Genomic DNA, 18,550 nt, shown 5'->3' on the forward strand with positions numbered 1-18,550 from the left:
TCATGAAAATTTTACTTGCAGGCGGCAGCGGACAGCTAGCTCAAGAATTGCAGCCGATTTTATTATCTGTGGGAGAGGTTATTGCGCTCGATCGCACTCGCCTCGACTTATCCCAACCCGAAAGCATCCGTCAAGCAATGGCTGAAATTCAACCGGATTTAGTCATCAATTCGGGTGCTTACACTGCGGTAGACAAAGCCGAAAGTGAGCCAGAATTAGCATATGCAGTCAACGCTATTGCCCCAGGAATTTTTGCCGAAGAATGCGAAAAACAGGGAGCAAGTTTGATTCACTTTTCTACTGATTATGTATTTGATGGCAGCCACGGTTCTGCTTATCTGGAAACAGATTCTACGAATCCACTGGGAACTTACGGCAAGTCGAAATTAGCAGGCGAGGCAGCAATTCTAAAATCGGGAAACCGACATATTATTATTAGAACCGCGTGGGTTTACGGCAACGGTGGCAAAGGTAATTTTGTGAAAACCATGCTGAGGTTGGGAAAGGAAAGGGAAGAAATTCGAGTAGTAGCAGATCAGATCGGAAGTCCTACTTGGACTGGGGATTTAGCGGAGGCAACTTCGCAAATTATTCCTCTCCTAGGGTCAGAAACTTTTGGGACTTACCAGTATACTAATAGCGGTGTTTGTAGTTGGTACGATTTTGCGATCGCCATTTTTGAAGAAGCAGCACAACTCGGCCTTCCCCTAAAAGTTCAGCGCGTAATTCCCATCACCACCGCCGAATATCCAACACCCGCAAAACGTCCGGCTTTTTCTGTCCTCTCTACGGTAAAAATATCAGCACTTCTAGGCACGTATCCTCCCCACTGGCGGCAAGGACTCAGAAAAATGCTGGCAAGAGAAGTGAAATGAAATAAGATTTACCCATAGAAATAAACCCGGTTTAAGCCCGCCATCTTTGGTTTGACGACTAGACAGACAGGAAGAAACCGGGTTTCTGGTTCTAGAGGAAAAATCAAAACGCGAGGTGGGGTTTTGTTCGTGAGTTACCTGTTATATTCTAAGTTGATCGCCTTAACCTGCCCCTACCAATTAATAAAAATCTCCCTATGTCTGAATCCATGAAAGTCAAGCAACAATATATTTTAATTTCCGCATCAGTTCTCGGGATTATAATACCAGCTTCATATATTTTGTACTTGATATCCCAAGCGGGAGACTTGTCTAACTTTGATTATTGGTGGATGACATGGAATTTTTATTCAGTAGACGGTTTCTCTACAAATCCTTTTAATTGGATATTTCGGGCGAACGAGCATTTTGTCTTTATTCCGGCAATTATTTATGGCTTGAATATAGTTGTCACCCAAGGTTCAAATATTGGTTTGTGTTTAGTTGCCTGGTTCTTGGCTTGGATTCAGTGCCACCTATTAATTGCTCTGCTGCCGTTAAATTTGAGGCGTTTTCCGCTGCAATTTATCTCGCTACTTCTTTGCATTTCTATTTTTAATTTTACTCCGGCGGCGGCTCACAATTGGATGCGGGGATTCAGCGGCGTTCACTGGATAATTGCTAATTTATTTGTGATTTGTTCGATATTTTGTTTGCAATCCTATGCGACAGATTTATTAAATAAAAGGGAGGCAGAGCCTGGTAACGAGTTTGTAGGGGCGGTTCCCCGGTGCCCGCTCCCGCATTTAGAAAATAAGTGGGTAATTGGGAGCATTGTTTTTGGCATTTTAGGCTGTATTAGTTACAGCACTCCTTTAGCTTTGTGGCCGATATTGTGTGCGGCTGCTGTTGTGCTGCGGTTCCCTCGGCAAATAACTTATTTGTATTTCATTGCTTCTATTGGAGTGATTAGCATTTATTTCTTAACTTATAAAACTCCATCTCACCACCCTTCTTTAACAAAAATTAACCCCCTCAAAACTCTCGAATATATTCCCACTTATCTCGGCGGAATATTTAGCGAAAATATTATTGTTGCTTCAATTATTGGTATAATTGGTTTGATTGCAGCGACGGGTTTTGTGGGTTATTGGCTATTTGTACAAAAGGTCGCTCGCCCGGATTGGCTGCCTTGGCTATCAATCCAACTTTACACGCTGCAAACGGCGTTAATGGCCGCGGTTAGCCGATCGGGATTTGGCGTCGAACAAGCCACAGCTTCCCGCTACGCCACACTCCCAGCCTTGTTTTGGATGAGCACAATTGTGCTGACAGTATTGTGGGTGCGCGAGTTGCAGCCAACACCAAGAATTCAAGGGCGTTGGCTGACACCGCTGTTTGCAGTCGCCACAGTCGCGATTATTTTAATGTACGGGGTGGGAGGCGAAACTGCAATGGCGATCGCCCGCAGAGCAACCTATCAACCGTTAGTAGCATTATCACTGCAATTAGGCATCACCGACGTAACGCTAATTAAAGACCGCGTAGGCAACAAACCCGCCGCTTTTGTCGGCTTAATCGACGCCTTAAAAACTAACAACTTAGTACCATTTAACCGAGACATCAAAAAACACAATTTCTGTGCAGCATTAGACACAAAAATCGACGCAAATTTACTGTCAGCGCCCAAAGACGGAGTACCCGGATATTTTGATACAGCCACCAAACTTGCACCAACGGCAGCGAGAGTAATTGGCTGGGTAGGAGACCCCGAAAACAATGTAAAATGTATTGCCATTCTCAACCAAGAAAATGTCGTTCGAGGTTTCGCCATGTCAGGATTTACGCGCCCAGATTTAGTTAAATTGTTTGGCCATTCCTACGAATTTGCAGCTTGGAGAGGATACATTCAAACATCACCAACAGATAAATTATTGACAGCCTATGCCTCCTTTAAAAACCGCAAAGGTTGGGTAGCCTTGCGAAACTCCCAAGTTATCAATAAAAACTAAAAAACTTCTCTTTCGCCTCATCTGCGACCTCTGCGCCCTCTGCGGTTAATAAAAAAATCTCCTTGACAACACAAATTAAATAGAATAGCCCTATGCCAAAACATCTCAGCTTCGTAATCCCAGTTCACAACGAAGAAGCCACCCTCAAATTGCTGTTTGAAAAAATTAAACTTGTCATGTTCCAAACAGAAATTGACAGTTACGAAGTCATTTTCATAGATGACGGTAGCCTCGATTATTCCTGGCAAGAAATCACAGATTTAGCCAGCCAACATCCCAAACTAATTAAAGCGATTAAAATGCGCCGCAACTTTGGCAAATCCGCCGCACTTTCAGCAGGATTTCGCAATGCAGCAGGGATAATTATCTTTACTCTCGATGCTGACCTTCAGGATGATCCCGCTGAAATTCCCAAATTTTTACATCATTTAGAATCTGGATTTGACTTAGTTTCCGGCTGGCGAAAACAGCGAAACGACCCGCTTTCTAAAACTTTACCTTCCAAGCTGTTTAATGCCGTGGCGTGTTTGCTGACTGGGGTGCAAATGCACGATATGAATTGCGGTTTTAAAGCGTATCGTAGGGAAGTTTTGCAGTCGATTAAATTGTACGGAGAATTGCACCGCTACATTCCAGCTTTAGCAAACAATTTAGGGTTTAAAATTGGCGAAGTAGTTGTGGAACATCATCCGCGCAAGCACGGAAAATCGAATTACGGCTGGGAACGTTATGCGCGGGGATTTATTGATTTGTTGACGGTGTTAGCCACGACGCAGTATTTACACAAACCGGGTCATTTGTTTGGGGGTTTGGGATTGTGTTTTGGCTTGGTTGGAACTGTTTCGCTGAGTTATTTGATAGTTATTTGGTTTCTGAATTTGGCGGGGATGAATTTTGGGCCGATCGGGAATCGACCTTTGTTATTTTTTGGGATTTTGTGTACAATTCTGTCGGTGCAGTTGATTTCTTTGGGGATTTTAGCTGAGTTGATGGCGCGGAATGTGGATGCTGATTATGTGGACAAGCAAATTAGCGAAATTATTGATGATTCAGGTTTTGATATTTAACCGCAGATTAAGGCGGATTAACGCAGATAAACCAGATATTGAAATTGCTTACAGACAAGCAAAGTTTGTCTCTGCAAACTCAGATAAAATTCTAATTGGGATTTAACAAGTTTTACCAATTACCTATTACCTAATTTTAAACAGTATCCATTTGCCTTCTTGTTCTACTATTTCTCCGTCAATATTTGGATGCCAATCGCTGCGAGTGAGGATATAATCGGCATGATAGTTTCTGGCTACTTTGACTAAATCTGCACTGCTGCGGCGGATGAAAAAGTTATTTCCTCCCCAGATAATTTGCGGATTTAATGGTACTCCTAAAACAGCCTCCATGCGATTTTGCCATTCTTTAATGCCTTTTTCCGTAAAGGGAAAGTTCTTGAAGTTGACGAGAATCGCTCTTTCGGAGAAAAACTGGAAGCTGGTAACTGAGGGGGGGATTAATACGAGTGAATCGCGGCTGCTACTTTGCGAAAATCGTACAGCTAATTTGCTTAAGTCGTCTCTGGGAACGGCATTGATATTAACTCTTGTTTGAAATACATTTAATATAGGTTTAGGCAGAATTCCTGCTATTCCAAAAACCAAGGTGGCTGTAGATATTAATGCTAATGTGTGAGTTATAGTCTGTTTTATAGATCTAGCAAGGGATGCTTTTTCTAAAATGAATGGGAAGGCGAGAATTGAGAAAAAGACTGGGATGCTAATTATTCGATCGCCCATTATTTCCCATGAATCAGTTACCGGATATATCAAGCTGAAAATTACCGTTCCTGCTGTTAAAATCCACAACAATATATTATATCTTTTAGTAAATACGTAATTTTTTGTTTGCCAAACTGATAATCCTAAGAAAATGATGCCCCTAAAAGGCAAAGTTAGTACAGCTAACAGCAACAAGCTAATAGCTATTTGTTTTTCTCGATAAAGTTGCTCGACCGTCAAAGCAACAGCAATAAATATAATTAATTGAGCAAAAGGTACGGTTCTAGCTAACTGTAGTTTGGCGATAAAAGCTAAAGGATAAACTTCGACAAATACGTAATTTAGAAATAATGCAAAAAGTGATGTGCCAACCATTACATAAAAATTAATCTTGTCTTCTTGTGGCAATAAATCGGATTTTTTGATGCACAGTAAGCCACCAATTATGAAACATATAAAGTTGAACCAATTCCCAACATCCCAATTTGACGGGAGGATATGGTGGGGGTTTCGCACTTTCGCGTGAATGTAGACAAACTGGGCGTTGTCGATAGTGTGAGTGCTAGTAGTACCTGTTAATAACATCGGTACGTAAACGATACTTGCCATGGCTGCTAAAAGTGCGATCGCCAAAATCAATGTTTTGAAATTCCGCTGTTTTACAGATTGAATTACCAAAACGGGAACCATCATTAATCCCGGCAACAAACCAACTAAAAATTGCAGCAGACAACCCAGTCCAAAAAAGAAATACCCGGTCAGCCATTTCTGGCGCAAACTAAAGTAAATTCCCCAGATGGCGAAACCCATTGCGAAGCTACTGGGTACTGATTTTGTGGAAAATATCAGGGTGTTACCAACATCTGTAAATGAAGCCGCTATACATAAAAAAGCCATCGCTGCTGCAGGCAGTTTAGAATTAGTATAGATATTGAGAATTGCGTAGCAAGCTACGATAAATGAACCGAAGGCTAGGAATTGATAAATAAAGTGCGATAGGGGAATGCTTGTTCCTAAGTTGGCGAGCAAATAGATGATATAATAATAGTAATATCTCGGATTAAACTTAACCATTTCCTGAACGTAATAGTCATTTTTGTACAGTTCAGGATTTAACATAAATTGAATGGGCGGCACTTCGGGGAAGTTGCCTCCAATCGGGAAAAGATAGCCTGTAGCCATCAGGGAACCGATGATGACAAAAGTATACAGAGATAGATTAAAATACCAGTGGGATTTTTGATGTTTTTGCATTGACGGTTCAACTTACCTACTGACAGCTAAATTGTTAATCTCCAGTTGGCATTGGTTTGTTAAATCCTGTTTGCTGTTACTCAATACCTCAAGGAGCAGATAAATGGGATTTTTGCCCTCAACTAATAGATTTAAGCCGATCGCACTTTTTTGACTATAAGCCATCTCTGCTAAGTCTACTAATTTACCTTGCTTGTCCCACAAAGTCAAGCGCAGGGCAACTCCCGGACATTGTTTGTTAGGTAAATTGAGTTTGCCAGTAACTTTCACTTTGTCTGAGATGGAACCTAAATACAGGAAAGATGTATCGATTTTCTTGCTTTTTTTAATTGGATGAGTTACAATCTTATATAGGTTATCCGATTCTTGACTGACTGAATAATTAGCACTTGTGTAGATTGATTGATGCAAACTAATCCAATCTAACTGTGTGCCTGGTAGATCGACTATTTGCCGCTGCATTGCATCCAGAGTCCTAACTGCCGTTGCTGTATCAGTCGGCCGCATCCTCCGGTAAACGCTGACAGTCACGCCGTTTTCTAGCTTAAACTGTTCCGGTAGAAATTGAAAATCGCGGGCAATTTCCCAGTTTTGAGTAAAGGCATCGTACACAACTTTAACAACATCTTGTTCGTGCGATCGCAAAACTTGTTCGTCAGTCGGTAACACCTGCTGAAAAGGTACAGCAACCACCGCATATTGTGACTGCAATAACTCGGGTAGCGGGTAAGTATCGCGCGAGTCAATTTGCGGCCTCCCGATTGTATTTAATTTCCACCAACCCTCCGGCGGGTTTAATTTTCGGTTAGCTTGTCTGAGGATATTAGCATTGAAATTGTTAGAAGCACCGGCAATATAAATTGGTTCTTCATTCGGTGCTAATTTTCGCAGAAACTCTACTAATTTTACAACTTCATCGTAGTCCGATCGCACTAACGGCGGAAAATTACCCACAAACAGTCTTGACAAATCAATTTTGAGAGGAATTAACCCGACTGCGGCATTCAAAACCAGGTACAAACCCGCTGCGCCCACCATCAAATACCGGACTTTTCCCTTGAGTGTCAGCCAAGTTATCCAGAAAAATGTGGATAGTCCTAAAAGTGCGATCGGTGTAATATGAATTGTATAGTGCAAGTAGCCGTAACGCAAAACTAACAGCCATTCAATCAGCGACAAAACTCCAAACAATGAAACAAAAATAGCCGCCGCCGGAACCAGGATTCGGGTGATAATTCCTGCAGAAAAACCAATCAGTACCAGCAGCCAAGTTCCCAAACCGTAAAAATCCGCATAACGAGTTAAAATATCATTTACAGGCAAACTCCAAGCGACATACAAATTGCGGTAGTCTACCGTCAGAGCACTGCGAGTAAAATCTCCCGCTACCAACATTAAAATAGTCAAGCTAGTTACAGCTATCAAACCCAACTTTACACCTGATTCAAACAAGCATCTGTAGGGAAACGGCACTACCCCCTCCTTGTCTTCTGGAGACGACAATGCCGATTTCCTACGGTATATTAGTACAATAAACTCGATGAAAGCCTGTAAAGTCGCGGCACCAAAAAATGCAATCGCACTATAAGCAAAATGGCGCCGCAACAGAATAGCCGCCGCCAGCAAAAACCCAATTAACGGGATTTTCCACCAAGATTTCAGCTTAACATCCTGCAAATAAACCCAAATTGCCAAGGCTACAAACACACAGCCACCAGTATCCAGATATCCCCGCAGAGTCGGTATCCAACTCATAGGAATTAATAAACTCAGCAGCACAGTAGACCAAAACACCCGGCGGGGATAAACTGGAATTAGCTTTGCAGAAATTGCCCCCAGCAATAGGCGAAACGGCAGCACATAAATTAGGGATACGCTGAGGATGTAACTCAGCCGAGAGTCGCCAAATAATAGAATAAATGGCACTAACGGCAGAGAGATTAACAGGTTTTTTTCCTTAGATAGCGATTCTATAACTCCCCGCCATGCTTTATCTGGCGAGTCTCGAAATAAATTTGCCGTGTTGACTGTAGCGGTATTGTAGCCCGCGTAATCCCACCAATAAAAAGTATGTTCGCTGGATACATAAATTGATGTTACTGTAACTGTTACGAGAACAAGTAAAAACAGGAAAAAACCATCAATGATAAATTTTCGAGGCAGTTTAAAAGAAACTAAATCAAATACTCCCATTAGTCTAGCAACCCTAAATAACTTCTAAACTTCCTCTTTCCCTCTTCCTTCGCGCCCTTTGCGCCTTCGCGGTTCATTAACTTACCTTAAAACAGTACCTTGCAAAAAACCTTCCAAATTTTCTGCATATTGCCGATTGGCGATCGCACTTGGATGAAGGTCATGAGGTAAATTATTATTGGCAGGTATTTTCAAATCAACCGAAATATCCGCTGTAGCAATTCCTTCCTGACTTAACTCCTCCAACATTTTAGCAGAACCCGCATTAATTCCTGCCACAACTAACTTAACACCATTAGCCTCAGCCACACGGTTAAATTCTTCAATAATTGCCTTAGAAACCTCATGGCTTTTATACAATCCCTCTTCAAATTGATTGTAATTAACCTCCAAAAAATGGCTTAATGCAGAAACCCGCATCAGGGGGAACTCGCGATATTCAAGTTTTGCCATGCTGTAGGTAAAATTATTTTCTCCATTCAGCCTAGCATCGGGCTGAAATAGAATACCGAGTTTATTCCAAGCAGCCATTTGTTTTCTTCTCGCCCTTAACAAAGTATTGCGGCGGTCATGAAATCCCGCATAAGCAATCACCGCAATTTCGGGTTTATTTCCTTGTTTGAGTGCTTCTTTGAATTGAATCAACGAGTGCAGCGTGCCGTAGCCGTTAACGCCAAAATTAACTATTTCATATTTGGGTAATTTCTCTTGCAGTAACCAAGCATAAGTTTCACTGTCATTCAATGACCAACCGTAGGTAAAAGAACAGCCCAATATCCAAATTTCAGGTTTCTGTGAGGATTGATTATAAGTATTGAGTGGATGTGTAATTCTTAAACTATTATTGAGGTGAGTCGCATGAAATGAGTAATTGCCATTAAGTGTCACCTTGAATTTACCCGGCAAATGCTTGTAGCCGAGTTCCGAGTCTTTGGTAAAAAAGTTACCTTTTGGTTCGACCGCAACATCAACATTTTCTATTTGCCAGGGTTTGTATCCCGCAACTCGCAAGACCATTTCAGCCGTGGTGGTGGATAAAAAAATTGGAAAAATTAGATATGTTATTAATCTGAAAGCAACATTTTTAGCAAAGTCTTTTTCGCTCATTAACATAATATGAAACGTCAGCCAAAGTATACTAAACTGCCATGCCAGTATTATCTAGTTCATGGATCTAATTTAATTAGATTGAGCGCACCAATATCAGCAACGGGCAAGATGCCCGTTCCACAAAAAATAAACTTGATTGTGGAACAGGCATCTTGCCTGTTAAGCGAGAATAGTGCCACATCTCAGTTTAAACTCACATCTTGCACCAATATCAGCAACGGGCTAGAAGCCCGTTCCACAAGAAAATCTACTTTTTGTGGAACGGGCATCTTGCCCGTTCTTAAGAAGAGTGCAAAATATTGGTTTGAGCTAATTGATTAATTCCTAATAACCAGGCTCCTCCTCATACTCAGGAGTCTTAGTTTTCTCAGGGATATTAACCCTAGGAGCCTGGTAAGGCTTCGGTGCCTCATCGTCAGCCCAAGCATCAGCCTCCACATCATCCTCGTACTCGTACTCCACCACCGGCTGCTTCGGGCGAGAAATCTCAGCGCGAGTGTATTGCGGCTTCTCCTCGTACTCCTCCTCTTCGTAATCGTCCTCCTCGCCGCCCCAATTATCCTCTTCGTAATCCTCGTAATCCTCGATGGGCTGCTGCTGTACCTGCACCGCGCGCATCTGCGGCTGGCGAACCGCAGGTCGATTCCACTCTAAATCCTCGTCCCAAGGAACTTCCTCCACCGCAGGCGCAGCTACCCGGCTCCGCATTTCCGGTGCAGGTATCCGCACGCCCGGGCCCAATTGATTTCCCGTAGCCACGGGTTTCGGATAATAACCTGCCTCGTCCTCTTCTCGTTCCCAAGGTGCTTGGCCCAAACCAACGCGCTCCAGCAAACCCACACTAAGCTGCCTGAGCCTTTCCTCGGAACCTTCAAACACAATCAAGCGATTCGGGCCGCTGCTGACAATTTCTTCAATCCCCAACTCGTAAGTGCTGAGAACTTGGTCGGGGATTTGGGGGATTCCCAGGGAAGCGATAATTATAGAAACTAACTTACCGTCTTCGGGATCGAACCTAAAGCCCCGCACCCTACCTAAAAGTTCGCCGGTTTCGGTAATAACTTCGCTGTTAATCAAAATGCTGTAGACTTCAACATCAACATCATCTTCGATCGCGCTCTCATCTTCCACCAACAGCACGTCGCCGATTTCACTGACATTGCTGAGGAACATAAACTTCGGCATTCCAGCGACCGCGAATATATTATCACGCAGACCGATCGCCACAACTTCCCGCCGATCGATGTCCACCCACAATTGACTAACCACCCCCAAGCGTTTACCTCTGTCGCGGGTGATGACTTGAGTGCCTAGAATATCGGAGCGTTGGCAGATTTGTTCGGATGTCATTCTAACTTTAATCCTGATTTATTAAGTACATATATCACTCAACACGAGCGTTAACATAAACTCCGGGACTACAACTTCAGTCCTATGACTTGAGTATAAGCTCCCCGCGCTTGAGTAACGCCAATTGTACGCTCAGCCGATTGAATCATAGGTCGCCGCAAACTCACAACAATAAACTGGGCTTGTTCAGACTGTCGTTTTATCATTCTAGCTAATCGCTCCACATTTGCCCCATCCAGAAACATATCCACTTCATCAAAAGCGTAGAACGTAGACGGGCGGTAGCGTTGCAGCGCAAAAATAAAACTCAGCGCCGTCAACGACTTTTCGCCTCCAGACATGGAAGCCAGCCGCTGTACGGGTTTGCCCTTCGGGTGAGCCACCAAATTCAAGCCACTGCTGAAGGGGTCTTCCTGGTCATCTAGCTGGAGATAGCCGTCGCCTTCGGAAAGTTCCGCAAAGATAGTCTGGAAGTTCTCGTTAACCGCGTCGAAAGCTTCTTTAAAAGCACGCCGCCTGAGTGTGGTAAAATTTTCGATTCTCAACAGCAGTTCAGTGCGTTCTCCTTCCAATGTCGTCAATTTTTGACTCAATTCTTGAAGGCGTTCTTGAGTGCGGTTGTACTCTTCCAAGGCTAGCATATTGACCGGTTCTAAAGCTTGAATGCGTTTGGCGATCGCCTTTACTTCTTGCTGCAATTCCGTCAAATTGGCTTTCTCGACATTTTCAGGAATCGACGGCACGGGGTCGGGCATTTCCGCCCGCTGCGCTTCCAATAGAGTGCGGATGGCGGCTAATTGTTCCCGGCGTTCTTGCTGGGTTTCGTGGAGTTTTTGCAACTGCCATTGTAACTGTTGTTTGGCTAAATGCTGTTCTCGCAGTTGAGATTCCGCCCGATCGCGCTCTCCCTTCTGCACGCCCAATTTTTCCTCAATTTCCCCCAAAGCCGCCTTAGCTTCCGCAATTTGCCGATCGAGTTCTAACTGCTGCGAAACAAGGCGATCGAGTGCATCCGCCCCTGTGTTTTGCTGCACTTGCCATTCCTGCAATTTCTCGCTGCCTTCCTTAATTTTGTCTTCCAAACGCCCGAATTGATTTTCCAAGTCTACAAGGCGTTGCTGGACGTTTCTCAGAGCCAGTTCTCGCTCTTGGAGTTGCGCTTCCAGAGCGCGCAAACCCGATTGCATTTGCTGCCATTCGCTGTGACTGTTCGACTCTTCCAACTGCGCCAAAGTTTGCCGATACTGCTGCAATTGAGTTTCCTGTGCGGGCAATTCTCCCTCCAGCAACTGCAATCTCGATCGCGAATTAGTTAATTCCTGTGTATTTTTCGCAATTTGCGATCGCACTTGTTCCTGTTGCGCTTGCAAATTCTTAATTTCTGAATCCAACTGTTCCAAGCGCAACTGATGTTCGCGCAAATTTTGTTTCGCTTCCATCAATTCTTGGCTGCGAGTTTTGACTGCAACAGAAGCGCGATCGATCGCAATTTTGCACCGTTCCAAAATCCGCTCAATTTCCTCCAACCTTTCTTGCAAAGAGGCGATCGTCCGCGCTTCACTAGCAGCCTCACTAGCCTCAACCGTGCCAAAATGCAACGTAGATCTGTTAGTAGAACTTCCCCCAGTCATCGCCCCGCTAGTTTCCAAAATTTCCCCGTCCAAAGTGACAATGCGGTACTGTCCCAAATAGCGGCGGGCATCACTGAGGTTGCTAAACACAACCGTACTGCCAAAAACGTAAGCAAAAATTTCCTGATACCGCGAATCGCAGTCAATTAAATTCACAGCCGCATCCACAAACCCAGCCGCGCGCCGCAAATTTTCATTCACCGAATACCTGCCGCCCCTAATCTTATTCAAAGGCAAAAACGTCATCCTTCCCGCCCGTTTTTGTTTCAACAATTCGATCGCAGCAGCAGCCACGCTGTCATCTTCCACCACCATATTTCCCATGCGCCCGCCCGCGGCAATTTCCAGCGCCAACTGATAGCGCGGTTCCACCCTGCCGAGTTGAGCCACCAAGCCGCAAACTCCCCCAATTCCGCTTTGCGCGACAATTTTTGCAGTAAACGTTCCTGTCGCTTCTTGCAGTGCTTGAAACTGCACTTCTAATTTGTCTAATTTGCGCTGTCTTTCCCGCTGTTCTTCCAACAAACGAGTTTGAGTTTCCTGTTGCAGTTGCAATTCTTGTTCGGCTTCGACTAAAATCTGATTGAGCGATTCTACTTGCAAAGATGCAACGCCTTTGGTTTCCACAAGGCGAGATTGCTGTTCTTTTTTCGCTGCAATTTCCTGTTCCAATACTTGCAGCGATTGGTTTTGTTCTTGAATTTGACTTTGCAGGCGATCGGCTCTTTCGCCAATGGTAGCTTGTTCTGTACGTTGCGGTTCTAAAGTTTGTTGAATTGTTTCGATTTGGCGGTGCAATTCCGTTTGCTGCTGTACCCAAACTTCGGCCGTCGAGGCGATCGCATTTGCAACTTCCCGATTCTTATCTAAAGAATCCTGAGCTTCGTCCCGCTGTTCCTGCAAAGTTCCTGTTTGAGACTTAACATAAGATATTTCAATTTCAATTTGCTCCAAACTTTGCCGGAATTGCCGAACTTCTTGCTCGGTTTGTGCTATATTAGCCGCCATTTGCCCAGCAGTTTTTTCCAAATCCTGTTTGCGGTTTTGCAGTTGCCGCCGTTCCGCTTCCTGAGTCGCAATCGTCGCTTGCAAAGCCAACAATTCCGACTCTCCCAAAGCTTTAACGCGGGCATTCAGTGCGTCAAGTTCGGCGGTTGCTTCTTGAATTTGGGTACTAATTGCTTGCAGTTGTTCGGTGAGAGATGCAGAAGTGCGATCGCCCGTTTCGATTTGTTCTCGCAGTTTCCATTCTTGCTGCTGCAATTGGCGGAATTTCAGCACAATTTCCCACTGCGACTTTTCTTGAAATTCCGCCCGCAATTTTTGATATTTTTCCGCTTTTGTGCGATCGGAAGCCAGTCTATCGCGCTGAGAAATCAGCTCTTTTTCCACAATACTGCTGCGTTCTTCCACCTCCTTAACTTCATCCAACTTCTGCCTAGCTAAGGAGATTTTGCGATCGAACTGAGCCACACCAGCCAATTCGTCAATGATTTCTCTGCGTTCCTTAGAATTCATCGAAATAATGCTGGTAACGTCTCCTTGCAGCACGACGTTATAGCCTTCGGGATAAATTCGCAAGCGGTTGAGTTGTTCGTGAAGTTGAGTCAGCGTGCAAGGTGCGCCGTTAATGTAATAAGTTGAAGTGTAAGTACCTTGGCGAGTTACCCGAAGTTTGCGGGTTACACTCCACTCATCCGGTTTTGGATTTTGGATTTTGGATTTTTTATTAGTAGCGAGTAGTTGTCCGTTGTTGTCTTGACTTGCTGCAATTTCTATCTCTTCTACGTCTTCAACAGATAACTCATCCGATTTTGGATTTTGGATTTTTGATTTTCGATTGAGAGGAGATGATTGGCCGTTGTTGTCTGGAGTTTGGGCAGTTTCTATCCCTGCGGCTTCTGCAACTGAGAGAGGCGATTCTTGATTGACAGAAGATGATTGGCCGTTGTTGTCTTGAGTTTCGGCAGTTTCTATCCCTTCAACTTCCTCTGCTTCAACAGATAACTCATCTGTTACATTTTCCTCCTCATCTTCATCCCGCGCGAACCATTCCTCCCCCACATCTTCCAGCGCAAAAGTCGCAGTCACGCTAGCTTCGATCGTACCGCGTTTGTTTTGGGCGCTGTTCACCAAATCCGGCAAACGTTCAGCCCGCATTCCCTTAGAACTCGAAAGTCCGAGACAAAACAGCAAAGCGTCGAGGATGTTGGACTTCCCAGAACCGTTGGGCCCGGAAACCACAGTAAAACCGGGCAGCACGGGAATGGCCGTCGTGCCGCCAAAAGATTTAAAGTTAGTCAGTTCGATCCGTTTAATGTGAACCATATGCTAGGAGTAGCTTTGGCTCTAGGTTGTTGTCACAGGGTAGCACAGGCAATGGGGCGATCGACAATGTGTTAACTTTCTGGCATTGTCGATCGAACCGATATCTTACACCTTTGTCAACAACCCAGCCGGGTTTTACTTAAAAAGTTCGTTGACAAAGGTACAACATCTGTGAGCCGAGCGAACGCTACAAATGAACGTAAAGTTTGATACAGATAACTTCATGAGACTAGATGGACAATATTTGTGCGAGTAAACCTGAAAGCCTTGCCCAGATTGAATGCCAGCAAATATAATTCCGGGAATTCCTAATGTTACCCCTAGACATATAAAAACTTTCCGGTAAAATCGAACCAAAATTAATAATGTATAAAGTAACGAAGCGAATTATGGAGGGCAAACCCATTACACCAGCTCAGAACTCATCTAACCTGCCAGCTTCATCTGAAAGCGACCAACAAGTATTGCAAATTTGGGGTCGCCAGCCCCTTAAAGGACACGTCAAAATCAGCGGCGCCAAGAACTCGGCCTTAGTCGTCATGGCAGGAGCCCTGCTATGCCCAGAGGATTGCCGTCTCCGCAACGTTCCCGGTCTAGTCGATGTCGCCCGCATGGGGCAAATTCTCTCGGCTGTAGGAGTCAAATTACAGCAGCACGGAGACGTTTTAGACATCAACGCCAGCAACCTCATAGACGCTCAAGCCCCCTACGAATTAGTCAGCCAACTGCGGGCGAGCTTCTTCATCATCGGGCCGCTGGTAGCCCGTTTGGGATTTGCTAAAGTGCCCTTGCCCGGTGGGTGTGCCATCGGCGCGCGACCCGTTGAACTTCACGTTCGCGGTTTGCAAGCCCTCGGTGCCGAAGTCCACATCGACCACGGCACGGTTCACGCTTACGTCAAAGGGCCGAACCGCCGCCTGAAAGGAGCCAAAATTTATTTGGACTACCCCAGCGTCGGCGCAACTGAAACTTTGATGATGGCGGCGACTCTGGCTGAAGGAGAAACCGTGATTGAAAATGCGGCTCAAGAGCCGGAAGTCGCAGATTTGGCGAATTTCTGCTGCGCCATGGGAGCAAAAATTCAAGGGGCTGGCACGAATACGATCGTCATTTCGGGAGTTCCCAAGCTGCACGCGGTAGACTATTCAATTATTCCCGATCGCATTGAAGCCGGAACATTTTTAGTAGCAGGAGCCATCACTCACTCCGAAATCAGTTTGTCGCCGGTAATTCCCGACCACCTGACCGCAGTCATTGCCAAATTGAAGACCATGGGGGCGAAAATTATTGCAGAATCCCCCGACATTTTGCGGATAGTTCCCGGCCAAACTCACTCAGCCACAGACATCGAAACTCTGCCTTATCCCGGTTTCCCCACAGATATGCAAGCTCAGTTTATGGCTTTGCTGACGCTGAGCCAAGGAGACAGCTTGATCAAAGAAACTGTGTTTGAGAATCGCTTGCGCCACGTAGCAGAGCTCAACCGCATGGGCGCGGACATTCGCCTGAAAGGCAATGTAGCGATTGTGCGCGGAGTGTCCCGGCTGTCGGGTGCGCCGGTAGTGGCAACAGATTTGCGGGCTTCGGCGGCGTTAGTGTTAGCGGGACTTGCAGCCGATGGTGTCACCACCATCAGCAGCTTGCAGCATTTAGACCGCGGCTATGAGCAGTTAGAGGTGAAACTGCAAAAATTGGGAGCTAACTTGCGACGGGTCAAAGAGGGTACAGACCCGGCGACTGCTGAGGCTCCTGTCAATCCCGTGCGATCGGGTTTAAACTGTTAATTAGTCATTAGTCAGCAGTCATTAGTCATTAGGAAGAAGGAAGAAGGAAGAAGGAAGAAGGAAGAAGGAAGAAGGAAGAAAAATAATTCAACCTTTTTCAATTGCCAATTCATAATTCCCACTTCCCAATGACCAATGACTAACGACCAGTGATTATTGACTAATGACTCAGGATTAAAATGTCGAACATACCCCTCATCGGTTTGAAAGCAGACCAGTTTCGCCACCCGTTAGACTTGGAAGCCACCAACTCGCTCAAACAACTGCCCGGCCTGGATTTGATCGTGCGGCAGTTGCTGGGACAACTTGGCGAACAGTTTTTTATGCTGGAAAATCTGGCTTCCAGCGTCCAAGTCGGCGAAAATCAATTGCCCCACCTGCATCAATTGCTGTTGGATGCCTGCAAAACTCTGGATTTGGAAGCGCCACAGCTTTATGTCCGCCAGCATCCGATGCCAAATGCTTACACCTTCGCGATGCGGGGAAAACAGCCTTTTGTGGTGATGCACACTTCTCTGATTGATTTGCTCACAGACGAGGAAGTTAAGGCAGTAATTGCTCACGAGTTGGGGCATTTGAAGTGCGAGCACGGAGTTTACCTGACTCTGGCTAATTTAATTGTGTTGGCCGCCGGCCAAATTTCGCCTGTGGGAACTGTGCTGGTGCAGGGTTTGCAGGCGCAAATGTTGGAATGGTTGCGGTGTGCGGAATTTACTTGCGATCGCGCCGCCTTGCTCGCCACTCAAAACCCAAAAGTGGTAGCATCGGTGCTGATGAAACTGGCTGGAGGTTCGCCGACTTTAGCTCCGAAACTGAATGTCGATGCGTTTTTGGCGCAGGCCCGGGCCTACGACGACCTCAGCAGCACTCAACTGGGAGATATGCTCAAACAAGCTCAGACGGCTCAGTTGTCCCATCCTGTACCAGTATTGCGCGCCAGAGAGATCGATCGCTGGGCAAGTTCAAAAGATTATGAATCTTTGCTTGCAGGAAATCGATCGGTGTGTTATGATGGTGAAACCCAAAAGGGCGGGTGGCGAAATTGGTAGACGCATCAGACTCAAAATCTGACACCGAAAGGTATGAGAGTTCGATTCTCTCCCCGCCCACTGCTAAAAAAGCTTAATAAATCTAGGGTTCCAGATGATAAGTCTGGAACCCTAATTTATATTGGGCATCGGGCATCGGGCATCGGGCATCGGGCATCGGGAATTGCGAATTGGTAACTAATGACAACAGTCAACCGTTAACAGTCAACCGTCAACAGTCAACCGTCAACAGATTTTATGGGTGAAATTGCCGCTTTAGGCGCTGCATTTGTCTGGGCTCTATCTTCCACCATCTGGCAGCGAGTGGGACAGCAAATCCCCGCAGTGGTGCTAAACTTGCTCAAAGGCGCGATCGCCCTTTTCATGCTCCTTGCCACTGTACTAATTTTAGGTAAATCTTTACCAGCAATCAACCCTAATATTTTAGCAATGCTGCTCATCAGCGGTGGCCTAGGAATTGGCATCGGAGACACCGCTTTTTTTATCGTATTAAAATATTTAGGCGCGAGGCGAACGCTACTTTTAGAAACCCTATCTCCCCCTTTAACAGCTTTATTGGGCTTAATATTTTTGCAAGAAAAGTTATCGCCCATTGCTTGTACTGGCATTCTTTTAACAATCTGCGGCGTAGCGTGGGTAATTGCAGAACGAACCGCCGAAACAACCTTATCATCAAAACATCTTTGGCAAGGATTAGGTATTAGTTTATTAGGACAAACAACCCACGCCGTGGGAGCAATTTTATCCCGCGCCGCCTTCACTCAAATAGATATCGATCCCCTATGGACAGCAGCCTTGCGTTTGAGCGGCGGCATGGCAGTCATGCTGTGCTTTTTTAAGCCAACAAACCTTGACAGTTTCAAACAATTAAAAGTGCCAAAACTATTAGGGGCAATAATTCTAGCAGCTTTTTTAGGAACCTATCTCGGAATTTTCCTGCAACAGACTTCACTGAAATATGCACCCGCAGCAATCGCTCAAACACTCAGTTCGACCAGTCCCCTATTTATACTGCCTTTAGCGGTGCTGGCGGGCGAAAAAGTGAGCATTCGGGCTGTTCTAGGGGTAGTTGGTGCGATCGGCGGAATCGCCTTATTATTAGGTTTGAAGTGATGAGATGGGAGACAGAAATGTTGGGGCTTGCTAAAAAATAAAAAAATAGGCGGTTTCGTACTTACTGTCCTTAAATATTAGTTTAAGTATCCAAAAACGG

11 protein-coding genes and 1 tRNA gene are annotated in these 18,550 nt (G+C 45.2%); 7 read left to right on the plus strand and 5 right to left on the minus strand.

All coding sequences use genetic code 11. The features are described 5' to 3' along the window. Positions 1 to 2 precede the first annotated feature (2 nt). The 3 genes from rfbD to QUA24_RS17620 all read left to right on the plus strand — a co-directional run bounded on the left by rfbD (position 3) and on the right by QUA24_RS17620 (position 3,933). Positions 3 to 875 (plus strand): dTDP-4-dehydrorhamnose reductase, encoded by an 873-nt coding sequence (gene rfbD, locus QUA24_RS17610; protein WP_333230963.1) that lies wholly within the window; start codon positions 3 to 5, stop codon positions 873 to 875. Between the two features lie 197 nt (positions 876 to 1,072). Then, positions 1,073 to 2,866, plus strand: a complete 1,794-nt coding sequence (locus QUA24_RS17615) for a hypothetical protein (protein ID WP_333230964.1) — start codon at positions 1,073 to 1,075, stop codon at positions 2,864 to 2,866. Between the two features lie 92 nt (positions 2,867 to 2,958). Beyond that, a complete protein-coding gene (locus tag QUA24_RS17620; RefSeq protein ID WP_333230965.1) occupies positions 2,959 to 3,933 on the plus strand; it encodes a glycosyltransferase family 2 protein in 975 nt (324 codons plus the stop codon). Positions 3,934 to 4,059: 126 nt separating this feature from the next. Here the strand turns inward: QUA24_RS17620 and QUA24_RS17625 are convergent, their stop codons facing one another. The 5 genes from QUA24_RS17625 to smc all read right to left on the minus strand — a co-directional run bounded on the left by QUA24_RS17625 (position 4,060) and on the right by smc (position 14,504). Beyond that, positions 4,060 to 5,892: a DUF6798 domain-containing protein gene (locus QUA24_RS17625; RefSeq protein WP_333230966.1), complete on the minus strand. Its 1,833-nt coding sequence runs from the start codon at positions 5,890 to 5,892 to the stop codon at positions 4,060 to 4,062. Between the two features lie 12 nt (positions 5,893 to 5,904). Next, positions 5,905 to 8,085, minus strand: coding sequence for a hypothetical protein (locus QUA24_RS17630; RefSeq protein ID WP_333230967.1), 2,181 nt, complete (start codon positions 8,083 to 8,085; stop codon positions 5,905 to 5,907). An 81-nt stretch (positions 8,086 to 8,166) separates the two neighbouring features. After that, complete coding sequence (locus QUA24_RS17635) at positions 8,167 to 9,102, minus strand: SGNH/GDSL hydrolase family protein (RefSeq protein WP_333230968.1); 936 nt, start codon at positions 9,100 to 9,102, stop codon at positions 8,167 to 8,169. A gap of 417 nt (positions 9,103 to 9,519) precedes the next feature. Further along, the gene (locus tag QUA24_RS17640) at positions 9,520 to 10,545 is read right to left on the minus strand and encodes a PRC-barrel domain-containing protein (RefSeq protein WP_333230969.1); all 1,026 of its coding nucleotides are present in this window, start codon (positions 10,543 to 10,545) and stop codon (positions 9,520 to 9,522) included. Between the two features lie 68 nt (positions 10,546 to 10,613). Then, positions 10,614 to 14,504: a chromosome segregation protein SMC gene (gene smc / locus QUA24_RS17645; RefSeq protein WP_333230970.1), complete on the minus strand. Its 3,891-nt coding sequence runs from the start codon at positions 14,502 to 14,504 to the stop codon at positions 10,614 to 10,616. 365 nt (positions 14,505 to 14,869) lie between these two features. On the opposite strand from smc, the gene murA reads away from it, so the two are divergent. The 4 genes from murA (at position 14,870) to QUA24_RS17665 (ending at position 18,450) form a co-directional block, all read left to right on the plus strand. Next, positions 14,870 to 16,288 (plus strand): UDP-N-acetylglucosamine 1-carboxyvinyltransferase, encoded by a 1,419-nt coding sequence (murA, locus tag QUA24_RS17650; protein ID WP_333230971.1) that lies wholly within the window; start codon positions 14,870 to 14,872, stop codon positions 16,286 to 16,288. Between the two features lie 179 nt (positions 16,289 to 16,467). Continuing rightward, positions 16,468 to 17,337, plus strand: coding sequence for a M48 family metallopeptidase (locus QUA24_RS17655; protein ID WP_333230972.1), 870 nt, complete (start codon positions 16,468 to 16,470; stop codon positions 17,335 to 17,337). Then, a tRNA-Leu gene (locus tag QUA24_RS17660) sits at positions 17,316 to 17,397 on the plus strand. Before QUA24_RS17655 ends, QUA24_RS17660 begins: the two co-directional genes overlap by 22 nt. A gap of 177 nt (positions 17,398 to 17,574) precedes the next feature. Next, a complete protein-coding gene (locus tag QUA24_RS17665; RefSeq protein WP_333230973.1) occupies positions 17,575 to 18,450 on the plus strand; it encodes a DMT family transporter in 876 nt (291 codons plus the stop codon). Positions 18,451 to 18,550 lie beyond the last annotated feature (100 nt).

This window comes from Microcoleus sp. Pol12B5 (assembly GCF_036701335.1).
Classification (GTDB): Bacteria; Cyanobacteriota; Cyanobacteriia; order Cyanobacteriales; family Microcoleaceae; genus Microcoleus.